Origin of the sequence: Brevibacillus sp. RS1.1 (assembly GCF_013284365.1) — a bacterium.
GTDB classification, from domain to species: Bacteria; Bacillota; Bacilli; order Brevibacillales; family Brevibacillaceae; genus Brevibacillus; species Brevibacillus brevis_D.
Genome location: NZ_JABSVA010000006.1, coordinates 170,561 through 193,973, shown reverse-complemented (window position 1 = coordinate 193,973; position 23,413 = coordinate 170,561). Strand labels below are relative to the sequence as shown.

Annotated in this window: 19 protein-coding genes; 4 read left to right on the top strand and 15 right to left on the bottom strand. The window is 49.1% G+C overall.

What is annotated here, in order from left to right; all coding sequences use genetic code 11:
* Positions 1–4: 4 nt before the first annotated feature.
* Positions 5–1,192: a tyrosine-type recombinase/integrase gene (locus HP570_RS20315; protein ID WP_173626916.1), complete on the top strand. Its 1,188-nt coding sequence runs from the start codon at positions 5–7 to the stop codon at positions 1,190–1,192.
* A gap of 74 nt (positions 1,193–1,266) precedes the next feature.
* On the opposite strand, the gene rlmD is transcribed toward HP570_RS20315, so the two are convergent.
* Both rlmD and HP570_RS20305 read right to left on the bottom strand, forming a co-directional pair.
* The gene (gene rlmD, locus HP570_RS20310; RefSeq protein ID WP_173626915.1) at positions 1,267–2,703 is read right to left on the bottom strand and encodes a 23S rRNA (uracil(1939)-C(5))-methyltransferase RlmD; all 1,437 of its coding nucleotides are present in this window, start codon (positions 2,701–2,703) and stop codon (positions 1,267–1,269) included.
* Positions 2,704–2,822: 119 nt separating this feature from the next.
* Positions 2,823–3,713, bottom strand: coding sequence for a diacylglycerol kinase (locus HP570_RS20305; RefSeq protein ID WP_173626914.1), 891 nt, complete (start codon positions 3,711–3,713; stop codon positions 2,823–2,825).
* A gap of 141 nt (positions 3,714–3,854) precedes the next feature.
* On the opposite strand from HP570_RS20305, the gene HP570_RS20300 reads away from it, so the two are divergent.
* Positions 3,855–4,829 (top strand): ROK family glucokinase, encoded by a 975-nt coding sequence (locus tag HP570_RS20300; RefSeq protein WP_173626913.1) that lies wholly within the window; start codon positions 3,855–3,857, stop codon positions 4,827–4,829.
* A 72-nt stretch (positions 4,830–4,901) separates the two neighbouring features.
* Here HP570_RS20300 and HP570_RS29965 read toward each other — a convergent pair whose 3' ends face one another.
* The 5 genes from HP570_RS29965 to HP570_RS20275 all read right to left on the bottom strand — a co-directional run bounded on the left by HP570_RS29965 (position 4,902) and on the right by HP570_RS20275 (position 8,730).
* Positions 4,902–5,804 (bottom strand): DMT family transporter, encoded by a 903-nt coding sequence (locus tag HP570_RS29965; RefSeq protein ID WP_173626912.1) that lies wholly within the window; start codon positions 5,802–5,804, stop codon positions 4,902–4,904.
* A 67-nt stretch (positions 5,805–5,871) separates the two neighbouring features.
* Positions 5,872–7,053, bottom strand: a complete 1,182-nt coding sequence (locus tag HP570_RS20290; protein ID WP_173626911.1) for an ABC transporter permease — start codon at positions 7,051–7,053, stop codon at positions 5,872–5,874.
* Positions 7,053–7,781: an ABC transporter ATP-binding protein gene (locus HP570_RS20285; protein ID WP_064202954.1), complete on the bottom strand. Its 729-nt coding sequence runs from the start codon at positions 7,779–7,781 to the stop codon at positions 7,053–7,055. Before HP570_RS20285 ends, HP570_RS20290 begins: the two co-directional genes overlap by 1 nt.
* A gap of 28 nt (positions 7,782–7,809) precedes the next feature.
* Positions 7,810–8,280 carry a hypothetical protein gene (locus HP570_RS20280; protein WP_064202953.1) on the bottom strand — a complete coding sequence of 157 codons (471 nt, stop codon included), beginning with the start codon at positions 8,278–8,280 and terminating at the stop codon, positions 7,810–7,812.
* Between the two features lie 111 nt (positions 8,281–8,391).
* Positions 8,392–8,730 carry a hypothetical protein gene (locus HP570_RS20275; RefSeq protein ID WP_173626910.1) on the bottom strand — a complete coding sequence of 113 codons (339 nt, stop codon included), beginning with the start codon at positions 8,728–8,730 and terminating at the stop codon, positions 8,392–8,394.
* Between the two features lie 225 nt (positions 8,731–8,955).
* Between HP570_RS20275 and HP570_RS20270 the strand changes: the two genes are divergently transcribed.
* Positions 8,956–10,716, top strand: a complete 1,761-nt coding sequence (locus HP570_RS20270; protein ID WP_064202952.1) for an RNA polymerase sigma factor — start codon at positions 8,956–8,958, stop codon at positions 10,714–10,716.
* 53 nt (positions 10,717–10,769) lie between these two features.
* On the opposite strand, the gene HP570_RS20265 is transcribed toward HP570_RS20270, so the two are convergent.
* From HP570_RS20265 to asd, 6 genes are all read right to left on the bottom strand, one after another.
* Positions 10,770–12,428, bottom strand: coding sequence for a YcdB/YcdC domain-containing protein (locus HP570_RS20265; RefSeq protein ID WP_173626909.1), 1,659 nt, complete (start codon positions 12,426–12,428; stop codon positions 10,770–10,772).
* Between the two features lie 19 nt (positions 12,429–12,447).
* On the bottom strand, positions 12,448–14,019 hold the full coding sequence (locus tag HP570_RS20260; protein ID WP_173626908.1) for a YcdB/YcdC domain-containing protein: 1,572 nt from the start codon (positions 14,017–14,019) through the stop codon (positions 12,448–12,450).
* Positions 14,020–14,152: 133 nt separating this feature from the next.
* On the bottom strand, positions 14,153–15,589 hold the full coding sequence (gene gatB, locus HP570_RS20255) for an Asp-tRNA(Asn)/Glu-tRNA(Gln) amidotransferase subunit GatB (RefSeq protein WP_012684435.1): 1,437 nt from the start codon (positions 15,587–15,589) through the stop codon (positions 14,153–14,155).
* Positions 15,590–15,593: 4 nt separating this feature from the next.
* Positions 15,594–17,066, bottom strand: coding sequence for an Asp-tRNA(Asn)/Glu-tRNA(Gln) amidotransferase subunit GatA (gene gatA, locus HP570_RS20250; protein ID WP_173626907.1), 1,473 nt, complete (start codon positions 17,064–17,066; stop codon positions 15,594–15,596).
* A 32-nt stretch (positions 17,067–17,098) separates the two neighbouring features.
* The gene (gatC, locus tag HP570_RS20245) at positions 17,099–17,389 is read right to left on the bottom strand and encodes an Asp-tRNA(Asn)/Glu-tRNA(Gln) amidotransferase subunit GatC (protein ID WP_007717539.1); all 291 of its coding nucleotides are present in this window, start codon (positions 17,387–17,389) and stop codon (positions 17,099–17,101) included.
* A 1,237-nt stretch (positions 17,390–18,626) separates the two neighbouring features.
* Positions 18,627–19,472, bottom strand: coding sequence for an archaetidylserine decarboxylase (gene asd, locus HP570_RS20240; RefSeq protein ID WP_016741205.1), 846 nt, complete (start codon positions 19,470–19,472; stop codon positions 18,627–18,629).
* A 159-nt stretch (positions 19,473–19,631) separates the two neighbouring features.
* Here asd and HP570_RS20235 point away from each other — a divergent pair, with 159 nt between their 5' ends.
* Positions 19,632–20,552 carry a diguanylate cyclase domain-containing protein gene (locus HP570_RS20235; protein ID WP_173626906.1) on the top strand — a complete coding sequence of 307 codons (921 nt, stop codon included), beginning with the start codon at positions 19,632–19,634 and terminating at the stop codon, positions 20,550–20,552.
* Here HP570_RS20235 and HP570_RS20230 read toward each other — a convergent pair whose 3' ends face one another.
* Together HP570_RS20230 and pruA are read right to left on the bottom strand one after the other, a co-directional pair.
* On the bottom strand, positions 20,553–21,458 hold the full coding sequence (locus HP570_RS20230) for an MraY family glycosyltransferase (protein WP_253721218.1): 906 nt from the start codon (positions 21,456–21,458) through the stop codon (positions 20,553–20,555). It abuts the gene before it with no gap.
* A gap of 154 nt (positions 21,459–21,612) precedes the next feature.
* Positions 21,613–23,160, bottom strand: coding sequence for an L-glutamate gamma-semialdehyde dehydrogenase (gene pruA, locus HP570_RS20225; protein ID WP_012684430.1), 1,548 nt, complete (start codon positions 23,158–23,160; stop codon positions 21,613–21,615).
* Positions 23,161–23,413: the final 253 nt, after the last annotated feature.

Here is a 23,413-nt window from a genome sequence, read left to right as displayed (position 1 = left end):
ATAAATGGCGAGTATTGAGAAACGTGGAAAAAACTCTTACCGACTAATTGTAGAAGCGGGTTACGACGCCAGCGGCAAGCGAATTAAGAAGACGAAAACTGTGAAGGCTGAGGGGATAAGGGAGGCTAGAAAGCTACTTGCAGAGTTTCAAACTGAGGTAGAAGTTGGAGAATATATATCACCGGAGAAGATGAAATTCGAAGATTTTGTAGAGGAGTGGCGAAAGAAACATGGATCAAAGACAATTAGCCCGCGAACTTTAGATATCTACCTGCGATTTCTGAAAAACCGTATCCTACCTGTATTTGGGCATATGCGTCTTGATCAAATAACAACGTACCATATCGAAAATTTCCTTCATGACATAAGTGAAGAAGGGCGGCGTCACGATGGAAAAGAGGGCCGCCTTTCTTCTGGTACAGTGTACTATTTATACCGAGTATTAAAAAATGTCATATCCTATGCCGTAAAGATGAAACTAATTAGTAAAAAAGATAATCCGTTTAACGATGTTACAAAACCAAAAGTAAAGCATAAGGAAATAGAAGTTTACGAAACAGAAGAAATTAATACGCTATTTCAAGCACTGGAAAATGAGCCAATCCACTGGCGTATTATGATTACCCTAGCAATAACGACCGGGCTACGACGTGGTGAACTTGTAGGTCTTGAATGGAAGCATATCAACCTTGACAAAGGTACACTAAAAGTTGAACAGACTATTTCTATGTTCAAGAATGGCGAACCTATCATTACCGAACCGAAAACAGAAAAGTCCAAGCGAACACTTTCGCTATCCGACTCTATGGTTGAGGAATTAAAAGAGTACAAGAAGCACATACACGATCAATTAGATAAAATAGGGGACGCCTGGAAAGGTGGGAATCACTTCTTTGTGTTTTGCAACCCAGACGGAAAACCTTTCTATCCAGAAACACCTTATCTACACTTTCGATCATTCCTGAAAAAGCATGGCCTTCGCTATATCCGTTTCCACGACCTTAGACATACGGCTGCTACTTTGCTAATAAGTCAAGGCGTTCATGCCAAAATCATATCCGAACGTCTTGGGCACGCTAGTATTACCACAACGATGAACGTATATGGTCACGCACTACAATCAGCTGATAAAGAAGCCGCTAACAAATACGATAACATCATACCCTTTAAAAATCGAAAGGCGAACGCATAAAAAGAACGACACCTGGATTATCCAAAGTGCCGTTTTTTCGTCCCCACTGCGTCCCCAATTGAGTATTTCATCCTCTAAAAACCCTTATATACCAACAACGCAACGCTTTCAACGTGCCCCGTATGCGGAAACATATCCACCGGCTGCACTTCCTTCACCTCGTACTTTTCAGAAAGCACCTTCAAATCCCTCGCCAACGTAGAAGGATTACAAGAAACATAAACCACTCTCTCCGGCTGCATCTCCAAAATCGTCGTCAACAACGCCTCATCACAGCCTTTGCGCGGCGGGTCGACGACAATCACATCCGCCCGTATGCCCTTCTCTTTCCAAGCAGGAATGACAACCTCCGCAGGCCCTGCCTCAAACGTCGCATTCTCCACGCCATTCAACTGCGCATTCCGATTCGCATCCGCAATCGCTTCCGGCACAATCTCTACCCCATACACATGCTTGGACTTCTGCGCCAAAAACAGCGAAATCGTCCCGATACCGCAATACGCATCAATCACCGTCTCCGTACCAGTCGCACCCGCGTACTCCAACGTCTTGTTGTACAGTACCTCGGTCTGAGCAGGATTCACCTGATAAAACGAACGCGCCGAAATGGCAAACTTGATCGGGCCGATATAATCGTAAATCACATCGCTGCCCCATAGCGTCACGGTCTTTTTGCCAAAAATAACATTGGTCTTGTCCGGGTTGATGTTCTGCACGATACTCGTCACGCCTGCGACTTGTGCACGAATCGCTTCCACCAGCTCATCTCGTTGCGGAATCTGCTCCTCCGTCGTTACGAGCACGACCATGACTTCCCCCGTCTTGACGCCAACCTTTACAACCACATGACGCAGCAAACCTGAATGGCGCACCTCGTCATAGGCCGTGATATTCAGCTTGGTCGCCGACTGCTTCACGACTGCCACTGCTTCATCATTCACCTGATGCTGGATGAGACATTCGTTCATGTCGATGATCGAGTGGGATTTCTCCGCGTAAAAACCGCCGACCAACGCCCCGTTTTCCTCGCCGATTGGTACCTGTGCTTTGTTGCGGTAGCGCCATGGATCGCTCATGCCGAGTGTTGGATGTACGGTAATGGCCCCTTCCCCTTCAACTTGGAAACCGCCAATGCGCCGCAGGTTGTCCCGCACGATTTGCTGCTTGTGTCGCAGCTGCTCCTCGTATGCGAGATGCTGCAACGAACAGCCTCCGCAACGGTCGTACAGCGGGCAGGGCGGCTGGAAGCGATGGGTACTTGCTTCTACTACTTCTGTCATCTTGGCAAAGCCGAAGTTTTTCTTCACATGATCGACACGCGCATGAACTCGCTCTCCTGCAAGTGCGCCATCCACGAACAGCGTATATCCTTCAATCCGGCCGACTCCTGCTCCTTCGTGGTTCAGTCCGGTTATCTCCACTTCCACGGTTTGTCCGACACGTACAGGGACGTCCAGCTCCACTTTGGCTGTCGGGTGCGGACCGCGCCGCTTCTTTGTTGTCTTCGCCACTATCTATTGCTCCTTTTATCTTGCTCTATAGGTTTTCGTTTTCGCTCCTGGAAACATGCAGGGATGCACAGCGAAAAGCGGCATCCCCCACGGCTATTGCTATTCATTTTACTATCTTCTTACGGGACGAACAACTCGATATGCCCCGGCAATGCTTCCACCACGCAAGGCAGCTGTCCGCCCAGCTCACCGTCCAGATTGAGCTGAACCTTCTCTCCGCCCGGCGAGGTGGCTTTGATATAATCTGCCTGGAAATACAGGATGTTCGGGTCCTTTAAGTGCTCGCCGCGAACTGCCTGTGTCGCCAGACGGATAAACTCCGCAATATTCATCTTTTTCACGACGATGACATCCAGCTTGCCGTCTGACAAGTCCGCATCTGGGGCGAGCCTGTCGAAGCCGCCTACGGATCGGCTATTGGCGATGAGGAACACCATGATTTCTTCATCCAACAGCACCTCTCTGCGGCTCTCCAAACGAACACGGATCGGGTGCAGCGACGGCAGCTTCTCCAAACCTTTGACGTAATACGCCATTTGGCCGATTAGCGTTTTCAGCTTGCTTGGGACCTCGTAGGTCAAATTCGTCAGCGAGCCGCCACCTGCGATATTCATAAAATAGCGGTTATTAATTCGTCCTAGGTCAATGCGTTTCTTCTTGCCCTTGGCGACAATCTCTGTTGCACGCGTGATCGATTTCGGTATACCGACCGCCCGGGCAAAATCGTTGCTCGTTCCGCAGGGGATTATTCCAAGAGATGGGCGTGCTTTATGCTCTGCCATCCCATTGACTACTTCATATATGGTTCCATCTCCACCAGCGGCCAGGATGACGTCAAAACCGCGAGCTACTGCACGAGCAGCTTCTTCTGTCGCATCATCTTCCCCTTTGGTCGCATAGCATGAAGTTTCATATCCGGCCGACTCCATTAAATCGAGGATTTCCGGCAATCGCCGACGCACGATCTCCCGGCCGGAGCTTGGATTGTAGATTAATCTGGCTCGTTTCAAGGCAGATCCCTTCTTCCTTCCCTCGCTCACGGGGGTACTCTCTTCCATCATATCCTGTATAGCCATTTTTGGGAATCGCTATGCTCCATATAGCGTGATAAGATAGAAAAAGATGGAAAACAAGGGATAGGGGAGACGCTTGTGAAGAAGATCATCGTGGGAGTAGATGTGGGTGGCACTGCAATCAAGATGGCTTTGATTACGCCAGACGGCGAGCTGGTTACAAAAATGCAAGAACCGACGCCAGTTGCGGACGGCGAGGATGGCATTTTGCAAAAAATCGTAGACATGTCTCATGATCTTCTTACGCAGCATGCCTATTCTCTTTCACAAGTCTGCGGAATCGGTGTAGGCGTACCCGGACCCGTCGATGGCAAGAAGGGAATCGTCTTCCAAGCGGTGAATCTTCACTGGCGCCAACCCGTTTTATTGAAGGAAAAATTGGAAGCCCTTACAGGTCTGCCAGTCGCGGTAGACAACGATGCCAATGTCGCAGCCCTCGGGGAAATGTGGCAAGGTGCAGGCCAAGGTGCACAAGACCTCGTTCTCATTACACTCGGCACTGGTGTAGGTGGAGGCGTCATTTTGAATGGAAAGGTCATCCATGGCATCAATGGTGTGGGCGGCGAAATCGGTCACATCACGATGACTCCAGATAGCGGCGCCCCTTGCAATTGCGGCAAAACAGGTTGTCTCGAAACATATACGTCGGCGACTGCCATCATTCGTGAAGGGCACTTTGCGGCTACCAATGGATCAAGCCCGGCGCTTGCCGCTGTACTAGCCGCCAAAGGAAAAATTGCCGCCAAGGATGTCCTCGAGGCAGCCGTAGCAGGAGACACAGCAGCTCTCGCGATTATCGATCAAGTGGCGCTCTATCTCGGTCTCGCGCTCTCTCATTTGGCGAATGTTCTCAATCCGGCGAAGTTTATGATCGGTGGAGGCGTGGCTGCAGCAGGTGACTTCCTCTTTTCCCGAATCCGCGAATCATTCAAACGCTTCGTTCCATTCAGCTATGTCGTCGAGTCCACAGAGGTCGTTCCGGCCAAACTCGGCAATGATGCGGGTGTGTACGGTGCGGGCTGGTTAATCCGCTCACAGCTGCACGAATCCTGATCGGGTCACATAAAATGAATAGACGCTCCTGCACGTGAAGCCTCACAGCAAGAGCGTCTTTTTGGTATAGCTTTATGAAGAAGCCTGCCTGGGTGCCAGCTCTGGCTCCCCGCCTTTCCCCGAAACAATCAGCGCAGCACCGACAAGCACTGCACATCCCCCCAACAATTGAAGCAAGCTAAACGATTCGCCAAACAACAACGCCGAAAACCCAAACGTGACAACAGGCTCCAGCGTGCTTAGCACGGACGCTTTGGTTGACCCGATCAGTTGCAAGCCGCGGAAGAAAAAACTGATGGCGACTACCGTGGAAAAAACGACGATCCCCAAAAGCGCCCACCACCCTTGCACCGCAAAAGTCAGATCGACCCCTCCGTCTTTTAGCGCAATGAAAAAGGTAGAAATGGTAGCAAACAGGGCGATGTACGCAGATGTTACATAGGACGAAACACCTTTTACCACCCGATTCCCCACCACAATATAAACGGAATAAAACAGCGCCGCAGCAAGAGCCAACGATACGCCAATCGGCTGAATCCCGCCAAATGACAAGCCGAGCACCAGTCCAAGTCCGACAAGTGTAATCAGCATGGCGATGACAGTCTTTTTCGTCAGCCGCTCTTTCTCGACGAAGTAGCTCAATATGGCAACAAACACCGGAAATGTATACAGCAGCAAGGCAGCCATTGAGGTCGGGATGTACTGTACCGCCGAGAAAAAGCTAAGGGATTGCAGCGTGTACAAAATCCCGCCGAGACAAAACATCGCGAGCACCTGTCTTTTGTCCAAGCGAAGTGACTCCTTGCGCCAGAGCAACAAACCAAAAAACAGGGCAGTCGCCAATAAAAACCGCAAAAACAAGAGCGTAGAAACTGACACACCCGCTTCGTAGGCGTACACAGCAAAAATAGACATGACGCCAAAGCCAGCCGCCGATCCGAAAATATATAACACACCGACATACCGCGGATTCACAACATTTCACCAGCTTTCTCGAAATGACAGCGACAAAAGAAGCAACAGGACAGGTTCATTTCCGTGTTCAGTGCTTTAACCCCGCTCCTTCTCTGCGGAATATGCGCGACGCGAGAAAAATAGTAAAAACGACATAGACAAGCAGGGAGCCAATCCCCAGAAGCGCATGCATCGGGTCGACCTTGCCGTAAAACACTTCCTTGGACAATGCGACGCCGTTGAACACAGGCATCACGTAATAATGTGCAGGGATGTCGACCGGACTGACTGGCATCAGCATGTACGAGGGAACCATCGCCAAAAACAGGACAGCACTCATGTACGTCTGTCCTTCTTTAAAAGACTTGGCAATCGTACTCAAAACTAGCTCCAACCCTGCAAAAAGCGCCGCCAACAACAAAATAGTCACGATCAGCACCAACAAAGTGACAGGCGAGAAGAACGCGAGTGTAAAATGCTCTCCTTCCGTCGCCATCGGTCCCAGACGCATGGCCAAGGTGACAGAAATTAGCGATGCTACTGCCCCCATGGTACTCATCGTCATGACAGCCAACAGCTTTGCCGTGAGGATGTGCTGGGCTGCAATCGGCGCCGTCAACAGCGATTCGAGCGTTCCCCGCTCTTTCTCACCAGCGACGAGATCATTCGCTGCGGCCATTCCTGCGGATGCGAGTGAGACTACCAACATCAACGGAATAATGCCAGCCAGCATCCCTCCTGACTTCCTTTCCTCAGAGGCTGTATTTTGAAAGGTGGAGACAATCGGCTGAATCGTCTGCTCAGACAAGCCAGCTTGGTTCAACCTTTTCGCTACGACTTCCTTGCTGTAAGCCTCTACTGTCTGCTCGATCAGCGTACGGGCATAGACAGATTTTTGATTGGTCGAGTCATAAGCAACCGATAACTGTGCTGTTTTTCCCGCCGCGATCTCTTCATCGAAGCCAGCCGGAATCGTCAAAATAGCGCGCAGCTGACCTGCTTGCAGTGCTTGTTTCGGATCGGACGGCTCCAGGATTTGAACGGCAGGATTCTTTTGCAAAACAGTAATCAACGAAGATGATCCTTGAACGGCTAACGGGATGTACTCCCTCGCTTCTTTTTCTACATTGCTATACGACGTCCCCAGTAAAAAGAAGACGAACGGAATGACGAGCAATGGCACCAGGAGCGTCCCCATCCACGCCTTGCGATCGCGAAACAAGTCCATCAGCTCTTTTTTCAATACGGTCCAAACGACATGCCAGCCCATCAGCCCTCGCTCCCTTCCACGACAGCCATGAAAATGTCGTCCAGATCCTTTGTCCCAAACTCCTCACGTAAAGCATCCAAGCCCCCAGCGAACCGCAGCTTGCCCTTGTGCATGAGCGCAACTCTTTTGCACAGCTTGTTAATCTCGCCCATGTTGTGACTGGAAAACAGAATCGTCTTCCCCTCTTCTTGCAGCTTTCCGACCATTCTTCGAAAGATTGTGGCAGCCGTTACATCCAGTCCTGTCGTCGGTTCATCCAACAAAATGACATCGGGATCGTGAACGAGCGTCCGGGCAATCGCTACCTTTTGCTTCATTCCCCGAGAAAAGGCACCCACTCGCCTGTCTAAAAAAGCGTCCATCTCAAGCATCCGGCTCAGACTCCCAATCCGCTCCTCAAGCCTCGCTTGCTCCAAACCGTATAGACGACCAAAATACGCGATATTTTCCCGCGCTGTCAAACGGCTGTAGAGACCCACATCTCCCCCGAACAAAATGCCGATTCTGCGGCGCACTTCAAGCGGTTGCTGCCGAACGGAAAACCCGCTAATCTCGATATCTCCCTCGGTCGGGCTCAAAACCGTCGCCATCATGCGCATCGTCGTTGTCTTACCCGCACCGTTTTCGCCGAGAAGTCCGTAAACCTCGCCTGCCTCGACCCGAAACGATACATGCTGGACCGCTGCGATTTCCTTAAATCGCTTGCTAACATCCTTGACCTCAATCAACAGCAGCCCCTCCTCTCCCGTATTTTCACTAGAATCGTACCTTCAGTAAGTACGACGCCCGCTTTTCTCCTGCAAACGTCACCTGTACGACACCCGTCCGCCCGCGCAAAACCCGGGGGATGGCGCCAGTGACCTGAAATTCCCGCCGCTTCTCATCGACTCGCGCGACAGACACGGAGCCTGGGGGCGAAAAGACCTTGTCGCCTTCCAGTGTGTAAAACGAAAGAGTGATTTCTCCCTTTTGCCCGTGGGCCTCTCCCGAAAAACGGATGATCTCCATCATTCCTGACACCGCTGACACTCCCGTGAGGTCAAAAAGCGGGTGACGCAGGTTCGCAAGCGTCTGCCCTTTTTTCCAGTCCTGCAAAAACGCGTCAAACTCCTGCACAGCAACCATCCACGCCGCAGAGGAAATCATAGTCGCAGGGACATGCGAAGGTATTGCACCAAACACAAGTGCAGAAGACGTCATCACCAGTGGCAACCAAATAGAAAACATGCTAATTCCCTCCAATAATTGGTTGCCCTTAGCATGCCCTTTCAAAAGTTACCCGTATGTGTCTTAGGCGAATCAGAATCTTTCGACTTTAAAAACGGTAACTCTCGTATCCTACAGAGGATAACGCTCTTTCCACTTGGTCAGGGAAAAGCCTTCAAACAGCGCGACGAAAGCCTCCGTATCGTTAATATAATGACGAGTTTCTTTTGCCTCAGGGTGCTTTTCTAAAAACAGCGTCGCTACCAAATGGCTGACAGGAACACCTTCTGCCTCTTGATCGTAAATGCCCCGTTCAGCGAGCACTTTGCCAAAATAACGTACGTAGGTGACTGTTATTGTTTTTTCTTGACCGTTTTCTTGCCACGTAGCAATGGAACGATCAAATGTATCAGACGGTGAACCACCCTTTCCAGGTGCCACGCTTTCTCCTGCAACAGAAATGAGCTTCATGTACTCCCATCCTCCTTTTTCTTCCTGTACGTTCATTATAGGGGAGAGTGGAAATTGTTACAAATTGCTTTGTCATCTGCCATTGGAAAAACCACTGCCTTTATTTGTCTGATACACTAGACAGAACGATTTAAAAAACTCCGAAATTTTTTCGCATCCCGTGTCAGAAAATCCGTGAACCCGAAGTCTACACAGTAAATCAACAAATCACGAGGAGTTTTTGCGATGGATCACTTGATAATCAGGCCCAAGACTCATGAGGAACACCCCCAGATAGAAGACGAGACTCTGGTAGAGCAGGCAAAAGCCGGAGATCAGGAGGCGTTTAGCGAGCTGGTCAGGCGTCATCGCTCCAAAGTATACGGCTATGCTCGGTCGTACACACAAGAAGCCTTTCTCGCCGAAGACATCGTTCAGGATGCTCTCATTCGCGCTTTTTTGCACCTGGGAACGCTTGTGGACAGCCGACGTTTCCTTCCTTGGCTACATCGGATTGTGCGCAATCAGGCGTACACACGGCTTTCGAAGGGGCCGCAAAAAAGGGAAACAGTCTTCTCGAGTATGGGCAAACAAACGCATGAGCAGGAACCGACTGACTGGGAGGACCTCGACAGTATTCTGCACAGGCTGGGACGGTCTTGGTCACACTCTGCGCAGAACACCAATCCCGAAGAGGTCATGGTGCGGCGTGAGCTGTTTGAGACGATCAGGAGCCTGCTGTACTGCCTCAATCCTCGGGAGAGACGCATTGTGGAATCTCATTTTTTTGATCATTTGGCCCCTCATGAGATCGCCCACATGTTCCAGATGTCCCAGGCGAATGTCTACCAAGTGCTATCGCGTTCTCGCAAAAAACTGATTCAGGAAAAAACTCGTGTCGTTGTTGATCAATACATGAAGACGAGAAAGGTTGCGGGGAGTATGAAACAAGCAGTATTGAATAAACCAGAAGCATTCACGATGCCTACTTGGGTTACTTGCGCAGCGGCACTATACGGAATGGTAGAATCGACCGAACGAAAAATGTCTTTGCCGATGATACTTGGCCTGAGCGGCCATGCCTTTCGCTTGACGATCGTTCCTGAAAATATTCATATTGCTGGCCCGACGATGTTTCACTTCCAGCGAGTCTTGCAGCAGGGTTTGAAAAACATGGGCTTTGAATCTCGTGCCGTCACCTCTTATCACCTTTCCTGCGAACCAAGCATGAATGCCAATCAAGTAGAACCTTCGCTACTCAGTCAGGAAGCACGCCAGAAGCGCCAGCTGTCTGTCCTCTTGCCAGAAGCATTGGAGCTGGTTCACCGCTCCATCGACAAAGGGCATCCTGTGCTTGCTTGGGATCTGTTCATGCCGGAGTTCGGATTGATCTACGGCTATGATGATGAAAAAAGAGTGTTTTACGCAGGGGACAACTGCCGAAACGACAGTACCATTCCCTATGAAAACTTGGGGCGGGGTATCGTCGAGGAGTTATTTGTCCTTGCCATCGACCGTGCGATTCCGATCGATCAACGTACTATGCTCGCAAATGCTCTCCAATCTTCACTCGTTCATTATCGTGGAGAAGAGCCGCAGGACCCGAGCTGTGTCAATGGTCTAGCCGCCTATGCTGCTTGGCAGGAGGCCTATGAAAAGGGAACGGTAGAGCCAAATGGCAACGCGTATACGACCGTGGTGAACGGGGATGCACGTCGCTACGCCTCTCTTTTCTGGACCGAAATCGCCGATACGTGGACAGATTCTGTATTTGATGAGGTTCGTCCGCTGATGAAAGAAGCAGCTGGCTTGTACGGGGCGATTGCCGATGGCTTTGACACGTTAAGCAAGCTCTTCCCATTCCCGGCTGGGGGCGAGCCGAATGATGCGGAGAAGGGCAAGCAGGCTATTGCGTTGTTGCAGGCGATTGAGCGAAATGAACGTGCTGCCGTATCGGTACTGGAACAAATACAGGCGGGACTCACTGCAAATCAGGCATCCACATAAAAGGGATAGAAAAAAGAACGCAGTCAGAAAAGCTGCGTTCTTTTTCGTTCGAATTATTCCTCGTATTCGCCCCATTCAAGTGTGCCTTTTACAGCATCTACGTAAGGCCAGCTCTTGCTCTTGTCAACCGTATAGACAAGGGTGAGAAAAGGAGCTTGTTTGCCTTTGTAGGTTGGCCAGAAGTAGGACAGCTTTACAGGGAGATTTTTGGCTACGATTTCAGCAGCTTGTTGCTGCGTTACGGATGGCTTCAGGATGGGAAGAGTACCCTCTTTTTCCGGCAAATTCACAATGAAACTAAATACTTGTCCACTCTCTATATCAACCTTCATCCAATAGTAACGGTCGAACACAGGCAACCCATCGTGCAATTCATAAAAAATGAAGGTATACGTTCCTGTTCCTGTGTCCTCCTCCTCTTCACCCTCTCCTTCATTCAAGGCGATCATCCAATCAGCCAATTTCGGCTGTTTATATGGATCAAATATCTCAACCTGCCATTCAGTAGAGGATTTAGCGGCATATGGCTCGATGAAGGAAATTGCTTTTTTCAAGGCTTCTTCTTTCGATAAGGGAACAGGCAAGCTTTTTGTTTCCATAAAAATATCCGCACTAGTGACCGCTCCCGTAGAAGCATCCACCGAAATGGACACGTCTCCATACCCAAACTCATCGCTCCAGGAATATATGATCTCACCATCAACTTCTCCTGTGTAGTATTCTGTGAACATCACCTTCGTATCCACGTCAAACAAGCCCGCGACGACTTTTTCTCCATCTGCCCTGCTTTTGACAATAAGCGGCTCTCCTTTTGGCGATAGCGTAATATTCTTCAGGTTGTCAGGATTTCTTTTTCCATTCCCGGCTAATTCAGTTCCATGAGTGAAGTCAATCTGCTTTCCTGTCACGGCATCGATGTAAGCGTTATTCATCCATAAGTATTGCATGCCCGGCTTGGCATCTTTCCCTTCCAGCACATAGCCCAATTCAAGACGATCAGGAGTGAAAAACTGCTTTTTGACAGCTTCTGGTGTCAGTGCCGTTTTCGGATCTGGGACCTTGGTCTCTTTCAAATCAAGTAGCTCACTGGATACACCCAAGATATGACCAGCATAATCCGTCGACACATATATGCCCATCCTATTCCCCAATATCTCCAGCCCATTTAGTTCAACTGGATAATAAACGGAGCGGTATATTCTGGAGTTATCAGTTAAATCTTCAGGGTCTTCCTTGTTAACAGCTTTGGATAATGTAGGCGAGCCTGCTTGTTTTCTTTTGTCTGCCCCTAATAACTCGAGCACTGCTTTTTCTGCCCGTTGCAAAATAATCTCGTCTGTCGCAATTTCCCCTTGCTTCCAAATATGCAAACTGGCGCTGTACATGATCAACTCACCTGTTTTTCTGTCAAAGACAACAATGGCACTCATGTCATTGGATTCGGGACTTTCCAGATTGAGGTTTAACAGATTTTCATCCATCTCACTTTTCACAATCGTTCGTTTCGTCAACGTTTTCAATGCAGGCTCCAGTTTTTCTAAAGCAGCTACGATCTGAGTGGCCCGCTCTGGGAGCTTTTCCTCGCTTTTTGTAACAATTGCAATGTGGCTAGGATGGATTTCAGGACTTGCAGCCAGGGCTGTTCCACTTGTTCCTGGCAACATCATTGCTATTGTCAATGCGATTGCTGTGCGTTTTCCATTTCGTTTCATAAAATCTCCTCCTTCTTTCTTAATCCTCGTACTCTCCCCATTTAAACGATCCGTTTACAGCATCTACAGTTGGCCAGCCTTTGCTGGTATCGAGTTTGTAAACGAGAATGGGTGCATTCTTCTCTCCTGACCTCGGCCAGATATAGGTCAACTTGACCGGTACCTGTTTGGAAACAATATCTGCTGCCTGTTGGGCTGTTACAGATGGTTTGAGCACAGGATATTTACGATCCTCTGCTGGAACTGATGCCACGAATTCAACGACTTGTCCCTTATTTGGATCAATTGCTACTCCGTAGGAATATTCCATGAGCGGTATCCCATTTTGTTTTTCGAAAAATAAAAAGCCATACTGCTCGACGGATTTCTTGTCCTCTTTCTTGATTTCCTCATACATTTCGACTTGCCACTCGGCTTTTTTAGCATGAGGCTCAAGGAACGTAATCGCCTTTTGCAAGGATTGCTCTTTTGTTAGAGGCACTGAGAGATTTTCGATATGTGCCAAATTTACGTATCCACCGATATCGCCAGTCACTTTGTTCACCATAATAGAGGCCCGATTAAAATCGATAGGGTTCGACCAGTCATAAGTGATTTCACCCTGCTGTTCGTCTTTTCGATAGGTTGTATACAGCTTCTTGGTATCAACCTCAAACAAATTCTCTAAAATCTGCTGATCGGTTGCGTCTTTTGCAATGAATGGTTTCCCTTGGGGTTTCAAGGAAATGTCCTTGATATCAGATGTATGGAGTTTTCCATCCCCTTCATCTGCTCCCCATTCCATTTCGATCTGCTTTCCCGTCAATGCATCAAATACAGGCGCCGTTCTCATGGTATATTCGATACCGGGTTTCCCATCTGTTCCTTCCCATACATAGCCATAACGAAGGCGTTCGGGCGTAAATATTTGCTTCCGAATCTCTTCTTTTGTAACAGCTTTTTTCGGATCAGCCACCTGTATCCCCGTCAAATCTAGCGGTTGAAAAGATAGGCCCAACAAATGCCCGCCTGAATCCATTTCCACCTCGATACCGTAGCGCGCTTCGTCTATTTCCAGACCATTTAGCAGAATCGGAAAGTACACATTCGGGTATATAAACAACTCTTCTTCATCGTATACCGTTTTCGACAATTGAGGCGCATCTGTCATTTTTCGCTTCTTTTCTCCGAACAACTCTTGCACAGCTTTCTCAGCTTTTTGCACGATTGCTTCGTCCGTTACTTTTTCATTCTCTTCCCAAATGAATGGGGAAGCCTCGTAACCAAGTAATTCACCGCTCTGGCGATCAAAAAGCAGATATGCACTCATTTCGGTATCGTCAGGATGGCTTATATACAAATCCACTTGATTTTCATCGTAATCAGAAATAACGACCTCTCGGAGCGTCAGAGCTTTTAAAGCAGGCTCCAGCTTCTCCAGTGCAGCGACAATCTCTACCGCACGAGCAGGCAGCTTGACTTGTTCTTTGGATGGGTTTTCAGCATTTTTCAAAATCATTTCCGGACTTGCAGCAAAAGCCTGGGAACCTATTCCCAACAGCATGGTTGTCACTGCAAAAGCAGCCGTCGCACTTTTCCATTTTTGTGTCATGAACATTTCTCCTAATCAATTATGATGATAGCTATGCATTCTATCTTACTTTTTTCCCACTATTTAGCATAGATCAAAACACAAAAAAACAGCACCCTCCCCTTACAGAGAAAGTGCTGTCGTATGTTTTGCCCTACAGGCTGTTCAATACTTCCTGAATCAACTTGTTAACCATTCCCGGGTTTGCCTTCCCTTTGGTTTGCTTCATGACCTGTCCAACGAAGAAAGCAGCTGCTTTTTCGTTTCCGGACTTGAAGTCTGCCACGGCTTGTGGGTTGGAATTGACCGCATCGACGACGACTTGACGCAGAGCGCCTTCATCGCTGATTTGGACGAGTCCTTTTTCTTCGACGATCTGCTTCGGCTCTTTGCCGGTCTCCACCATCTCTTTGAAGACGGTTTTGGCGATTTTGGAGGAAATGGTTCCGTCCTCGATCAGCTTGATCATCTCACCCAAGCCTTTTGGTGTCATTTTCACATCAGCAAACACCAGATTGTTGGCGTTGAGGTGTGCCAACAGGTCAACCATCAGCCAGTTTGCTACTGACTTCGGCTCTGCTCCTGTTTTCACAGTCTCATCAAAGAAATCAGCCGTCTCCTTGGAGATCGTAATGACTCCTGCATCATCCTTAGACAAACCAAACTCGTTCACATAGCGTGCCTGACGAGCATCTGGCAGCTCTGGAATGGTTGCGCGAACCGCTTCAATCCACTCCTCGGAAATCTGCATGCGAACCAGATCCGGGTCTGGGAAGTAACGATAGTCGTGCGCTTCCTCTTTGGAACGCATCGTCAACGTCTTCTTGTTCGCTTCATCCCAACGTCGCGTTTCCTGAACGACCTTGCCACCGGAAGAAACTACCTCTGTTTGACGTAGTACCTCGTACTCCAAGCCCATTTGCACGTTGCGGAAGGAGTTCATGTTTTTCAGCTCGGCCTTGGTTCCGAATTCTTCTTGACCATACGGACGAATCGATACGTTGGCGTCGCAGCGCAGGGAGCCTTGTTCCATGCGAACGTCAGATACTTCGGTGTACTGGATGATCGCTTTCAGCTTTTCCAAATACGCACGAGCTTCCTCCGGTGTGCGGATGTCTGGCTCGGAAACGATCTCGACGAGCGGTACCCCGACGCGGTTGAAGTCTACGAGAGATTCTCCGCCAAAATCACTGTGCGTCAGCTTGCCCGCATCCTCTTCCAGATGCAGACGAGTGATCCCAATGCGCTTCGTCTCACCGTTTACTTCGATGTCGATCCAGCCATTGTAGCCGATCGGCTGGTCAAACTGCGAGATTTGGTACGCTTTTGGGGAATCCGGATAAAAGTAGTTCTTGCGGTCGAACTTGGTCTCGCGGGAAATCTCGCAGTTGAGGGCGAGAGCTGCTTTCATCGCGAACTCTACCGCTTGCTTGTTCGTTACAGGCAGTACACCTGGATGTCCCAAGCAGATCGGGCATGTATGTGTATTCGGCGGTGCACCAAACTCAGTCGGGCAGCCGCAAAAGATTTTACTGTTGGTCGATAGCTCGGCGTGAACCTCCAAGCCGATGACGGTTTCGTATTTGCTCATGCTCTTACCCCCTCACCCATTCCGGTTTGCGTCCGTAGAAGCCTGCGGTTTGCTCATACGCATGGGCTACGCGCAATACGGTGGATTCGTCAAATGCACGACCTACGATCTGCAAACCGATTGGCAAACCGTTTTTGGAGAATCCGCACGGCACACTGATAGCTGGCAAACCAGCCAGGTTTACAGGAACGGTACAAATATCCTCCAGATACATTTTCACCGGATCATCTACGTTTTCGCCTACTTTGAAAGCCGTAGAAGGCGTCGTTGGGTGCAGGATGACATCGTAGTCAGCAAAAATGCTGTTGAAGTCCTGGATGATCAGGGTACGCACCTGCTGCGCCTTTTTGTAGTAAGCATCGTAATAACCAGACGAGAGCGCGTAGGTTCCGAGCATGATGCGACGCTTCACTTCTGAGCCAAAACCTTGGCTGCGGGATTCCTTGTACAGCTCGATCAGGTTAGCCGCATTGTCTGCACGCACACCATATCGAACGCCGTCAAAACGAGCCAGGTTGGACGAAGCTTCAGAAGAAGACAAGAGGTAGTAAGCTGGCACTGCATATTCCGTGTGCGGCATGGAAACCTCGCTCCATGTAGCACCCATGCTCTCCAGCTGCTTCAATGCTGCCAAAACAGCATCGCGAACCTCAGGGTCAATCCCTTCTCCGATCAACTCTTTCGGTACCCCGATACGCAGACCTTTTACATCTCCAGTCAATGCGGACAAGTAATTCGGTACGTCCACATTGGCAGAGGTAGAGTCGTATTCATCATGTCCCGCAATCGCTTGCAGCACATAGGCGGAATCCTCAACGTTTTTCGTCACAGGCCCGATTTGATCCAGCGAGGACGCAAACGCAACCAGCCCGAAACGGGAGACGCGTCCATATGTAGGCTTCAAGCCGACAACGCCACAAAAAGCAGCTGGCTGACGGATGGAGCCACCTGTATCAGAGCCAAGTGTGTAGTAAAAATGACGTGCAGCCATTGCCGCCGCTGAGCCACCAGAAGAGCCCCCCGGAACGTAGTCGGTGTTCCACGGGTTTTTCGCTGGGAAAAAGCCGGAATTTTCGTTGGAGCCGCCCATCGCAAACTCGTCCATGTTCAGCTTCGCAACGATAACCGAGTCGGCATCCTTCACCTTTTTGGAAACCGTCCCGTCATGGACAGGATCGTAGTTCGCCAAAAATTTACTCGCGCAAGTCGTGCGAATGTCTTTTGTAACCAGGTTGTCTTTCAGTCCGGCTGGCAAGCCGTAGAGAAGACCCAGCTCCTCATTTCCCTTAACCAGACGCTCGTCCAATTGACGGGCATGAGCCAAGGCTCCCTCTTCATCTACATGCAGGACGGATTTGATTTCTCCGTCATGCTCCTTGATGCTAGCGATGGAAGCCTGCACCAGATCCGTTACCGAAATCTCTTTTGCGCGCAGAGCGCTATGTATCTCAGACAATCGCTTGTCAAACAGCGACACAGTGGGTTCCTCCCTTCTCGTTATCCAGTAGGTTATTCGAATACAGCCGGTACTTTAAACTGTCCGTCTTCGTGATCCGGTGCGTTTTTCAGCACGTCCTCACGCGGCAGGGACGGTCTGTTTACGTCTTCGCGCATGACGTTTTTCACGTCTGTCGCATGGCTGGTTGGCTCAATATTGGATGTATCGAGCTCATTCAGCTTGGCTGCAAAATCGAGAATGGCATTCAGGTCTTTTGTGTACCGCTCCGCTTCTTCCTCAGTGAGCTGCAAACGGGCCAAATTAGCTACGTGTTCCACTTCTTTGCGAGTAATGGCACTCATTCTTTCCACCTCCGAATCGTATCACATAACTTTGATCTTACTTGAAAAGAGCGGGTTCAGTCAATTTTCACGAGGATTTCGTCAGGAAAAACAAATAATGTTTTCGGCAAAAAAATATTGATCGATTATTCGCCAAGAAAGACTTTGTCTTGCTGTAGTGCTGGGGAGGAAACAGGAGAAAACGCTTAGCTTCTAGGTCCACCCGCTGGGGGATTGACTGCCCGGCTCCATGAAAAAAAGCGAAACACGCGTCCAAAGTCGTCTATTCAAGGGGTATCTCAGAGGTGAACGCTAAGGGCTTGTTTCTCTTTTTTTCATTGCGCCTCGGGCGGTGTCCCTAAGATCTTCGCTGTTTTCTCCTGTTTCCTCTACGAGCTTTCCTTGTAATTCGATTTTTTAAAGCTTTATTTTTAATGCTTTATAAAGATGAAAGAATGTGAGTAGTTACGCCAGAGAAGAATATTTCCAGACGTAGCGACTTGTGGAGTCCTACCAAGCGGAGAAGGGATTCGCGGGCAAAAGAAACGCAACCGTGCCCATGCGACGTAGCGGCTACCACTTTTGCGTTTCCCCGCGAATTCCTTCGGAGCGGCCAGTCCCATCCCTCAGCGGGACGGAGCACTGAGCCTAGACTGGAAATATTCTTCTCCCCACCGCAGCTACATATTTAGAGAGCTTGAGCTGTTGCTGTAGTGCTGGGGAGGAAACAGGAGAAAACGCTCAGCTTCTAGGGCCACCCGCTGGGGATTGACTGCCCGGCTCCATGAAAAAAAGCGAAACCCGCGTCCAAAGTCGTCCTTTCAAGGGGGATCTCAGAGGTGGACGCTAAGGGCTTGTTTCTCTTTTTTCATTGCGCCTCGGGCGGTGTCCCTAAGATCTTCGCTGTTTTCTCCTGTTTCCTCTACGAGCTTTCCAGTTCACGACTTAAAAGATTGAAGAATGTAAGAAGTTACGCCAGAGAAGAATATTTCCAGACGTAGCGACTTGTGGAGTCCTACCGAGCGGAGAAGGGATTCGCGGGCAAAAGAAACGCAACCGTGCCCATACGACGTAGCGGCTACCACTTTTGCGTTTCCCCGCGAATCCCTTCGGAGCGGACAGTCCCATCCCTCAGAGGGACGGAGCACTGAGCCTAGACTGGAAATATTCTTCTCCCCACCGCAGCTACATCTATTAGAAAACTAAGAAAAAAAGTCCAAGGCATTTGCCCTGGACTGTGAACTCTTCTTCTCGTACGTTATTCCGCCTTCTTTGTCGCGAGCGCCTGCCCCATCAGGAGAGACTTCCCTTTTTCAACGCCTGTTGCCCATTCGAGCTCGTTGGACTCCAACAGCAAAATGACGGTGGATCCAAATTCGAACCAGCCCAGCTCTGAGCCTTTTTCATAACGAGGTGTCCCAGCAATCTTCTCGTGGGTTTGGCGACCGTGCTTGATGTTCGTCGTAGCTGTGTTGTAGCAGACCTTCACGCTGCCTACAAACAAGGCTCCTACTTTTACCAAAGCCATATCGCCCAAGCTATCTGTTTTGATGTGAGTTACCAAGCGTTCATTGCGAGCAAACAAACGGTCTACGTTTTCAATCCCGAGCTTGTTGACGGGATAGAGTCTGCCAGGCAAATAGCAGTAACTGCTCAAATCGCCCGTTACTGGCATATGAATCCGGTGGTAATCCCTTGGACTCAAATAAATGGTGATAAATTTACCACCGTAGTAACGCTTGGCCTCTTCCTCCGAACCGCCCAACAGCTCACTCACACTGAAATCTTTTCCCTTTGCTTGAATCAAGGTACCTTCGCAAATATCCCCCAGCTGCGAAACGGTTCCATCTACCGGGCTGACGATGGTATCTGGGCCAGGTGCAATCGGTCTGGCTGCGGGCTTCAGGCGTCGGGAGAAGAACTCCTTCAGCGTACGGTATTCTGACGCCGGCTTTTCTATGATCGACGTATCAATTTGATAGTGCTTTATGTATCGTTGAATGGCTAATCGACTAAAGGGAGTAGCGGTAATTTTGCCCATAGTCCGTGACATCGCGTTTTGTGGCAAGCGATGGATGAGACCTGGGAGCAGCTTTTTGCCCATAAGAAAATATGCTCCTTCGTAAAACAACAATACCCTTACTTTACCACTTCTGCTAACAGCCAGTAAACCCCGCACTATTACCAGAGGTTCATCATTTTCTTCGGCAGTCTTGCTATACTATAATCATTCTTAGAAGCCACTTATCAGGAGATATCGGTTATGGTGAAGAAATTCGATATTACTACACTTATCAGTCAGCATGGTGATATCCTAACCAGTCTATTCGATCATATGTCGGACATGTTCTTTCTCATGGCTGTCGAACAAGATGCGGACGGGGAGTATCTGTTTCGCTATGTTTTGATGAATCCATCCGCTATGCACGTCGCCCTATTGAGCGAGGAAGCTTACGGAAAAACGTTTGACGACGTGTATCCTCATGAAAAAGCCAGCTTATTACAGCACATGTACACACAAGCAGTAAAAAGCGGGAGTCCGATCCATTTTACTGCAAATGGCGACATCATTGGCGAATCTATTCTTTCTCCTGTCTACGATAGCAATGGTGTATGCACGCATGTCTTTTCCATTACCCGCGATGTTACTGAGCGCACAAACCTGGAGTCACAGCTGGCCTACATGGCGTATCATGATGTGCTTACGGGATTGCCGAACAGGCGCCTCCTCTCCGAAAAGCTCCAGCAAGCTCTACGTGCTGCCCAATCAAAAGAGGAGATGGTCGCTGCCCTCTATTTGGACTGTGACCGCTTTAAAGAAATCAACGATACATGGGGTCACGACACAGGCGATTTGTTTTTGCAAATGCTCGCTACACGCCTCAAGTCATCTGTTCGAGATGGCGATATCGTCGCACGTCTGGGTGGAGACGAGTTTGTCATCGTCCTGACCGGCATTCACTCTGAACGTCAGGTTGAAAAAATTGCGAATCGTATCCTGCTGGCGACGCAAGAGCCGTGGGTGATCGAGGACCGGACTATACCGTTTTCGACAAGCATAGGCATTGCCCTCTATCCGGCATCTGCAAGCGAAGCTGAACAACTATTGAGCAATGCAGACAAAGCACTTTATCAGGCCAAAAAGACAGGGCGTAATCGTTTCTTTTTCTTTGACCCCATTTGATTATTGACTGTAAAACAAAAACACTGCCATGACGGAGAACAGCAAGCTCACCATATACAAAATGATGACCGTCTGCTTCGTTGACAACCCCCGGGACATGAGCCGATGATGAACATGTCGGCGATCCGCTTGGTACATGGGGGAGCCTGCCAAAAGCCTACTGATGATGACCTGCACGGTGTCTACGACGGGCAAGCCTACTGCCAGGACAGTCACGACTAATGAAATGATCGTAGCCCCTTTCATTGTTCCTTCCAACGAGATCACGCCGAGAGCGAATCCCAAAAACATCGATCCCGCATCACCCATAAAAATTTTCGCCGGATAGAAATTGAAGCGTAGAAAAGCGAGTGCAGCACCTGCCAGTGCAACTGCCAATAATGCTGTTAATTCTTGACCTTTGAGCATCGACAAAAAGAACAAGGTCACTGCTGAGATCGCGGTAGCACCAGCAGCAAGCCCGTCGACTCCATCCAAAAAATTCACCATATTGATCAAGCCGACGATCCACAGCACGGTCATCAGCAGGGAAACAAGGATTGGAAATGAAATGTACGTCCCTTCCTCTCCCCCCAGCCACATCAAATTGATTCCCCGAAAGCGAATATCCATGAGGAATGTCATCATTGCTACCAGTAACTGCACCATTAGTTTCGGCAGTGCCGGAAATTCTTTTTTCTGCGACTTGTACGTGTCGTCTATCCATCCAATGGCCACCAACACGGCCCCTCCAACTGCCAAAACTGCAACGGTTTTTTGCGCCCCTGCAAAAAAAGTTGACACCAACAAGAGACCGACAAACATCGCCAAACCACCAGATAATGGGATCGGCCTGCTATGTCCCTTTCTCCCCTTTGGCATATCCAGCAGCTTTGTTTTCCAAGCCAGCCAATTTGCTGCCGGCATCAACAAATACACAACAAAAAACGAGGAGAGTCCTGACACGATATAAGTAAACAGCTACCCTCACCTGCTTTGCCCATCATTTTGTCTTTAGTGTGGACAAAATAGGAACAAAAAAGCCACCCCTGTAAAAGAGGCAGCTTTTTTATTGTGTAGCTTACAGTTTTTCGGAAACCATTTTTGCTTGTGTGAAGAGCAGGAGGTAGTCTGGTCCACCCGCTTTGGAGTCTGTACCGGACATGTTGAAGCCTCCGAATGGATGTACACCTACCAAAGCGCCTGTGCACTTGCGGTTGAAGTACAGGTTACCTACGTGGAACTCTTCGCGAGCGCGCTCCAGGTTCTCACGGTTGCGGCTGATGACAGCGCCAGTCAAGCCGTACTCAGTGTTGTTCGCAATTTCCATTGCATGATCGAAATCGTTGGCTTTGCAGAATGCTACCACTGGGCCAAAGATCTCTTCTTGCATGATACGAGCTTGTGGATCTACATCTGCAAAGACAGTTGGCATGATGAAGTAGCCGGATTCTGGACCTTTTTCGCCACCTGCAACCAGTTTGCCTTCTGTTTTACCAATCTCGATGTACTCGAGGATTTTGTTGTATGCTTTCTCGTCAACCACAGGACCTGTGTAGAAATCGTTGGTTCTGATGTCACCCACAGTCAGTTGTTTGGTCAGCTCTACTACGCGGCCAAGTACTTGGTCGTACACGTCTTGGTGAACGATAGCACGGGAGCACGCGGAACATTTTTGACCGGAGAAACCGAATGCAGAAGCCACGATGGACTGTGCAGCCAACTCGATATCGCAGTCGTTATCAACAACGATGGAGTCTTTACCGCCCATTTCAGCAACCAGACGCTTCATCCATTTTTGACCTGGACGATGTTTCGCAGCCAGTTCATTGATACGAAGACCTACGTCACGGGAACCTGTGAAGCTGATGAAACGAGTCAGGTTGTGCTCTACGAGGTAATCTCCGATTTGGCTACCGGAACCTGGTACGAAGTTTACAACACCAGCTGGTACGCCAGCGTCTTCGAGAATCTCCATGAATTTCGCAGCGATTACTGGAGTGGTAGAAGCAGGCTTCAATACGACAGTGTTACCCGCTACGAGAGCTGCTGTCGTCATACCAACCATGATCGCAAGAGGGAAGTTCCAAGGCGGGATAACGATACCTACACCGAGTGGAACGTAGTACAATTCGTTGTCTTCATCAGGGATACGAGGCAGATCATGGCGCTGGGACAGCTTATCCATTTGACGGCCATAGTATTCCATGAAGTCGATTGCTTCTGCTGTGTCAGCGTCAGCCTCTGCCCAGCTTTTTCCTGCTTCTTTTACGAGCCAAGCAGAGAACTCATGCTTACGGCGACGCATGATTGCTGCTGCTTTATACAGATAGCGGGAACGTGCTTGTGCAGGCACCTTTTTCCATGTTTCGAATGTGCTAGCAGCTGTTTGGATCGCTTTCTCAGCCAGTGCTTGGTCAGCCTGGGAAACAACGCCCACTACTTGTTCTTTATTAGAAGGGTTGAAGGAGTTGGATTTCTTTTCAGTTGTGATGCGTTCTCCGCCGATGATAAGCGGATACTCAAGGCCAAGCTCACTTTCTACCTTAGCGAGAGCTTCTTCAAATGCCTTTTTATTTTCTGGCAGACTAAAATTGGTAAACGCCTCGTTTTTGAATTCCACTTGCATCTTGTGACGCCTCCTTATCGATATCTTCCATGTTCGGATCACTCATAAAACATATGCAAGGATCATACCAACAAAACCATTTAAGGCTCGACTCTATTAGTGTTTGCATTTTTGCAGAAAAATCACCGACAAGATTCAAGAAGTATCTCGAACACTTTTGTTCACACATCGTTCAACATTTCACACATTTGTTCAACTCGTTATTTTTTGTGTACAAAAAAACACCCGACCTGATCATTCGGGTGTTTTATGC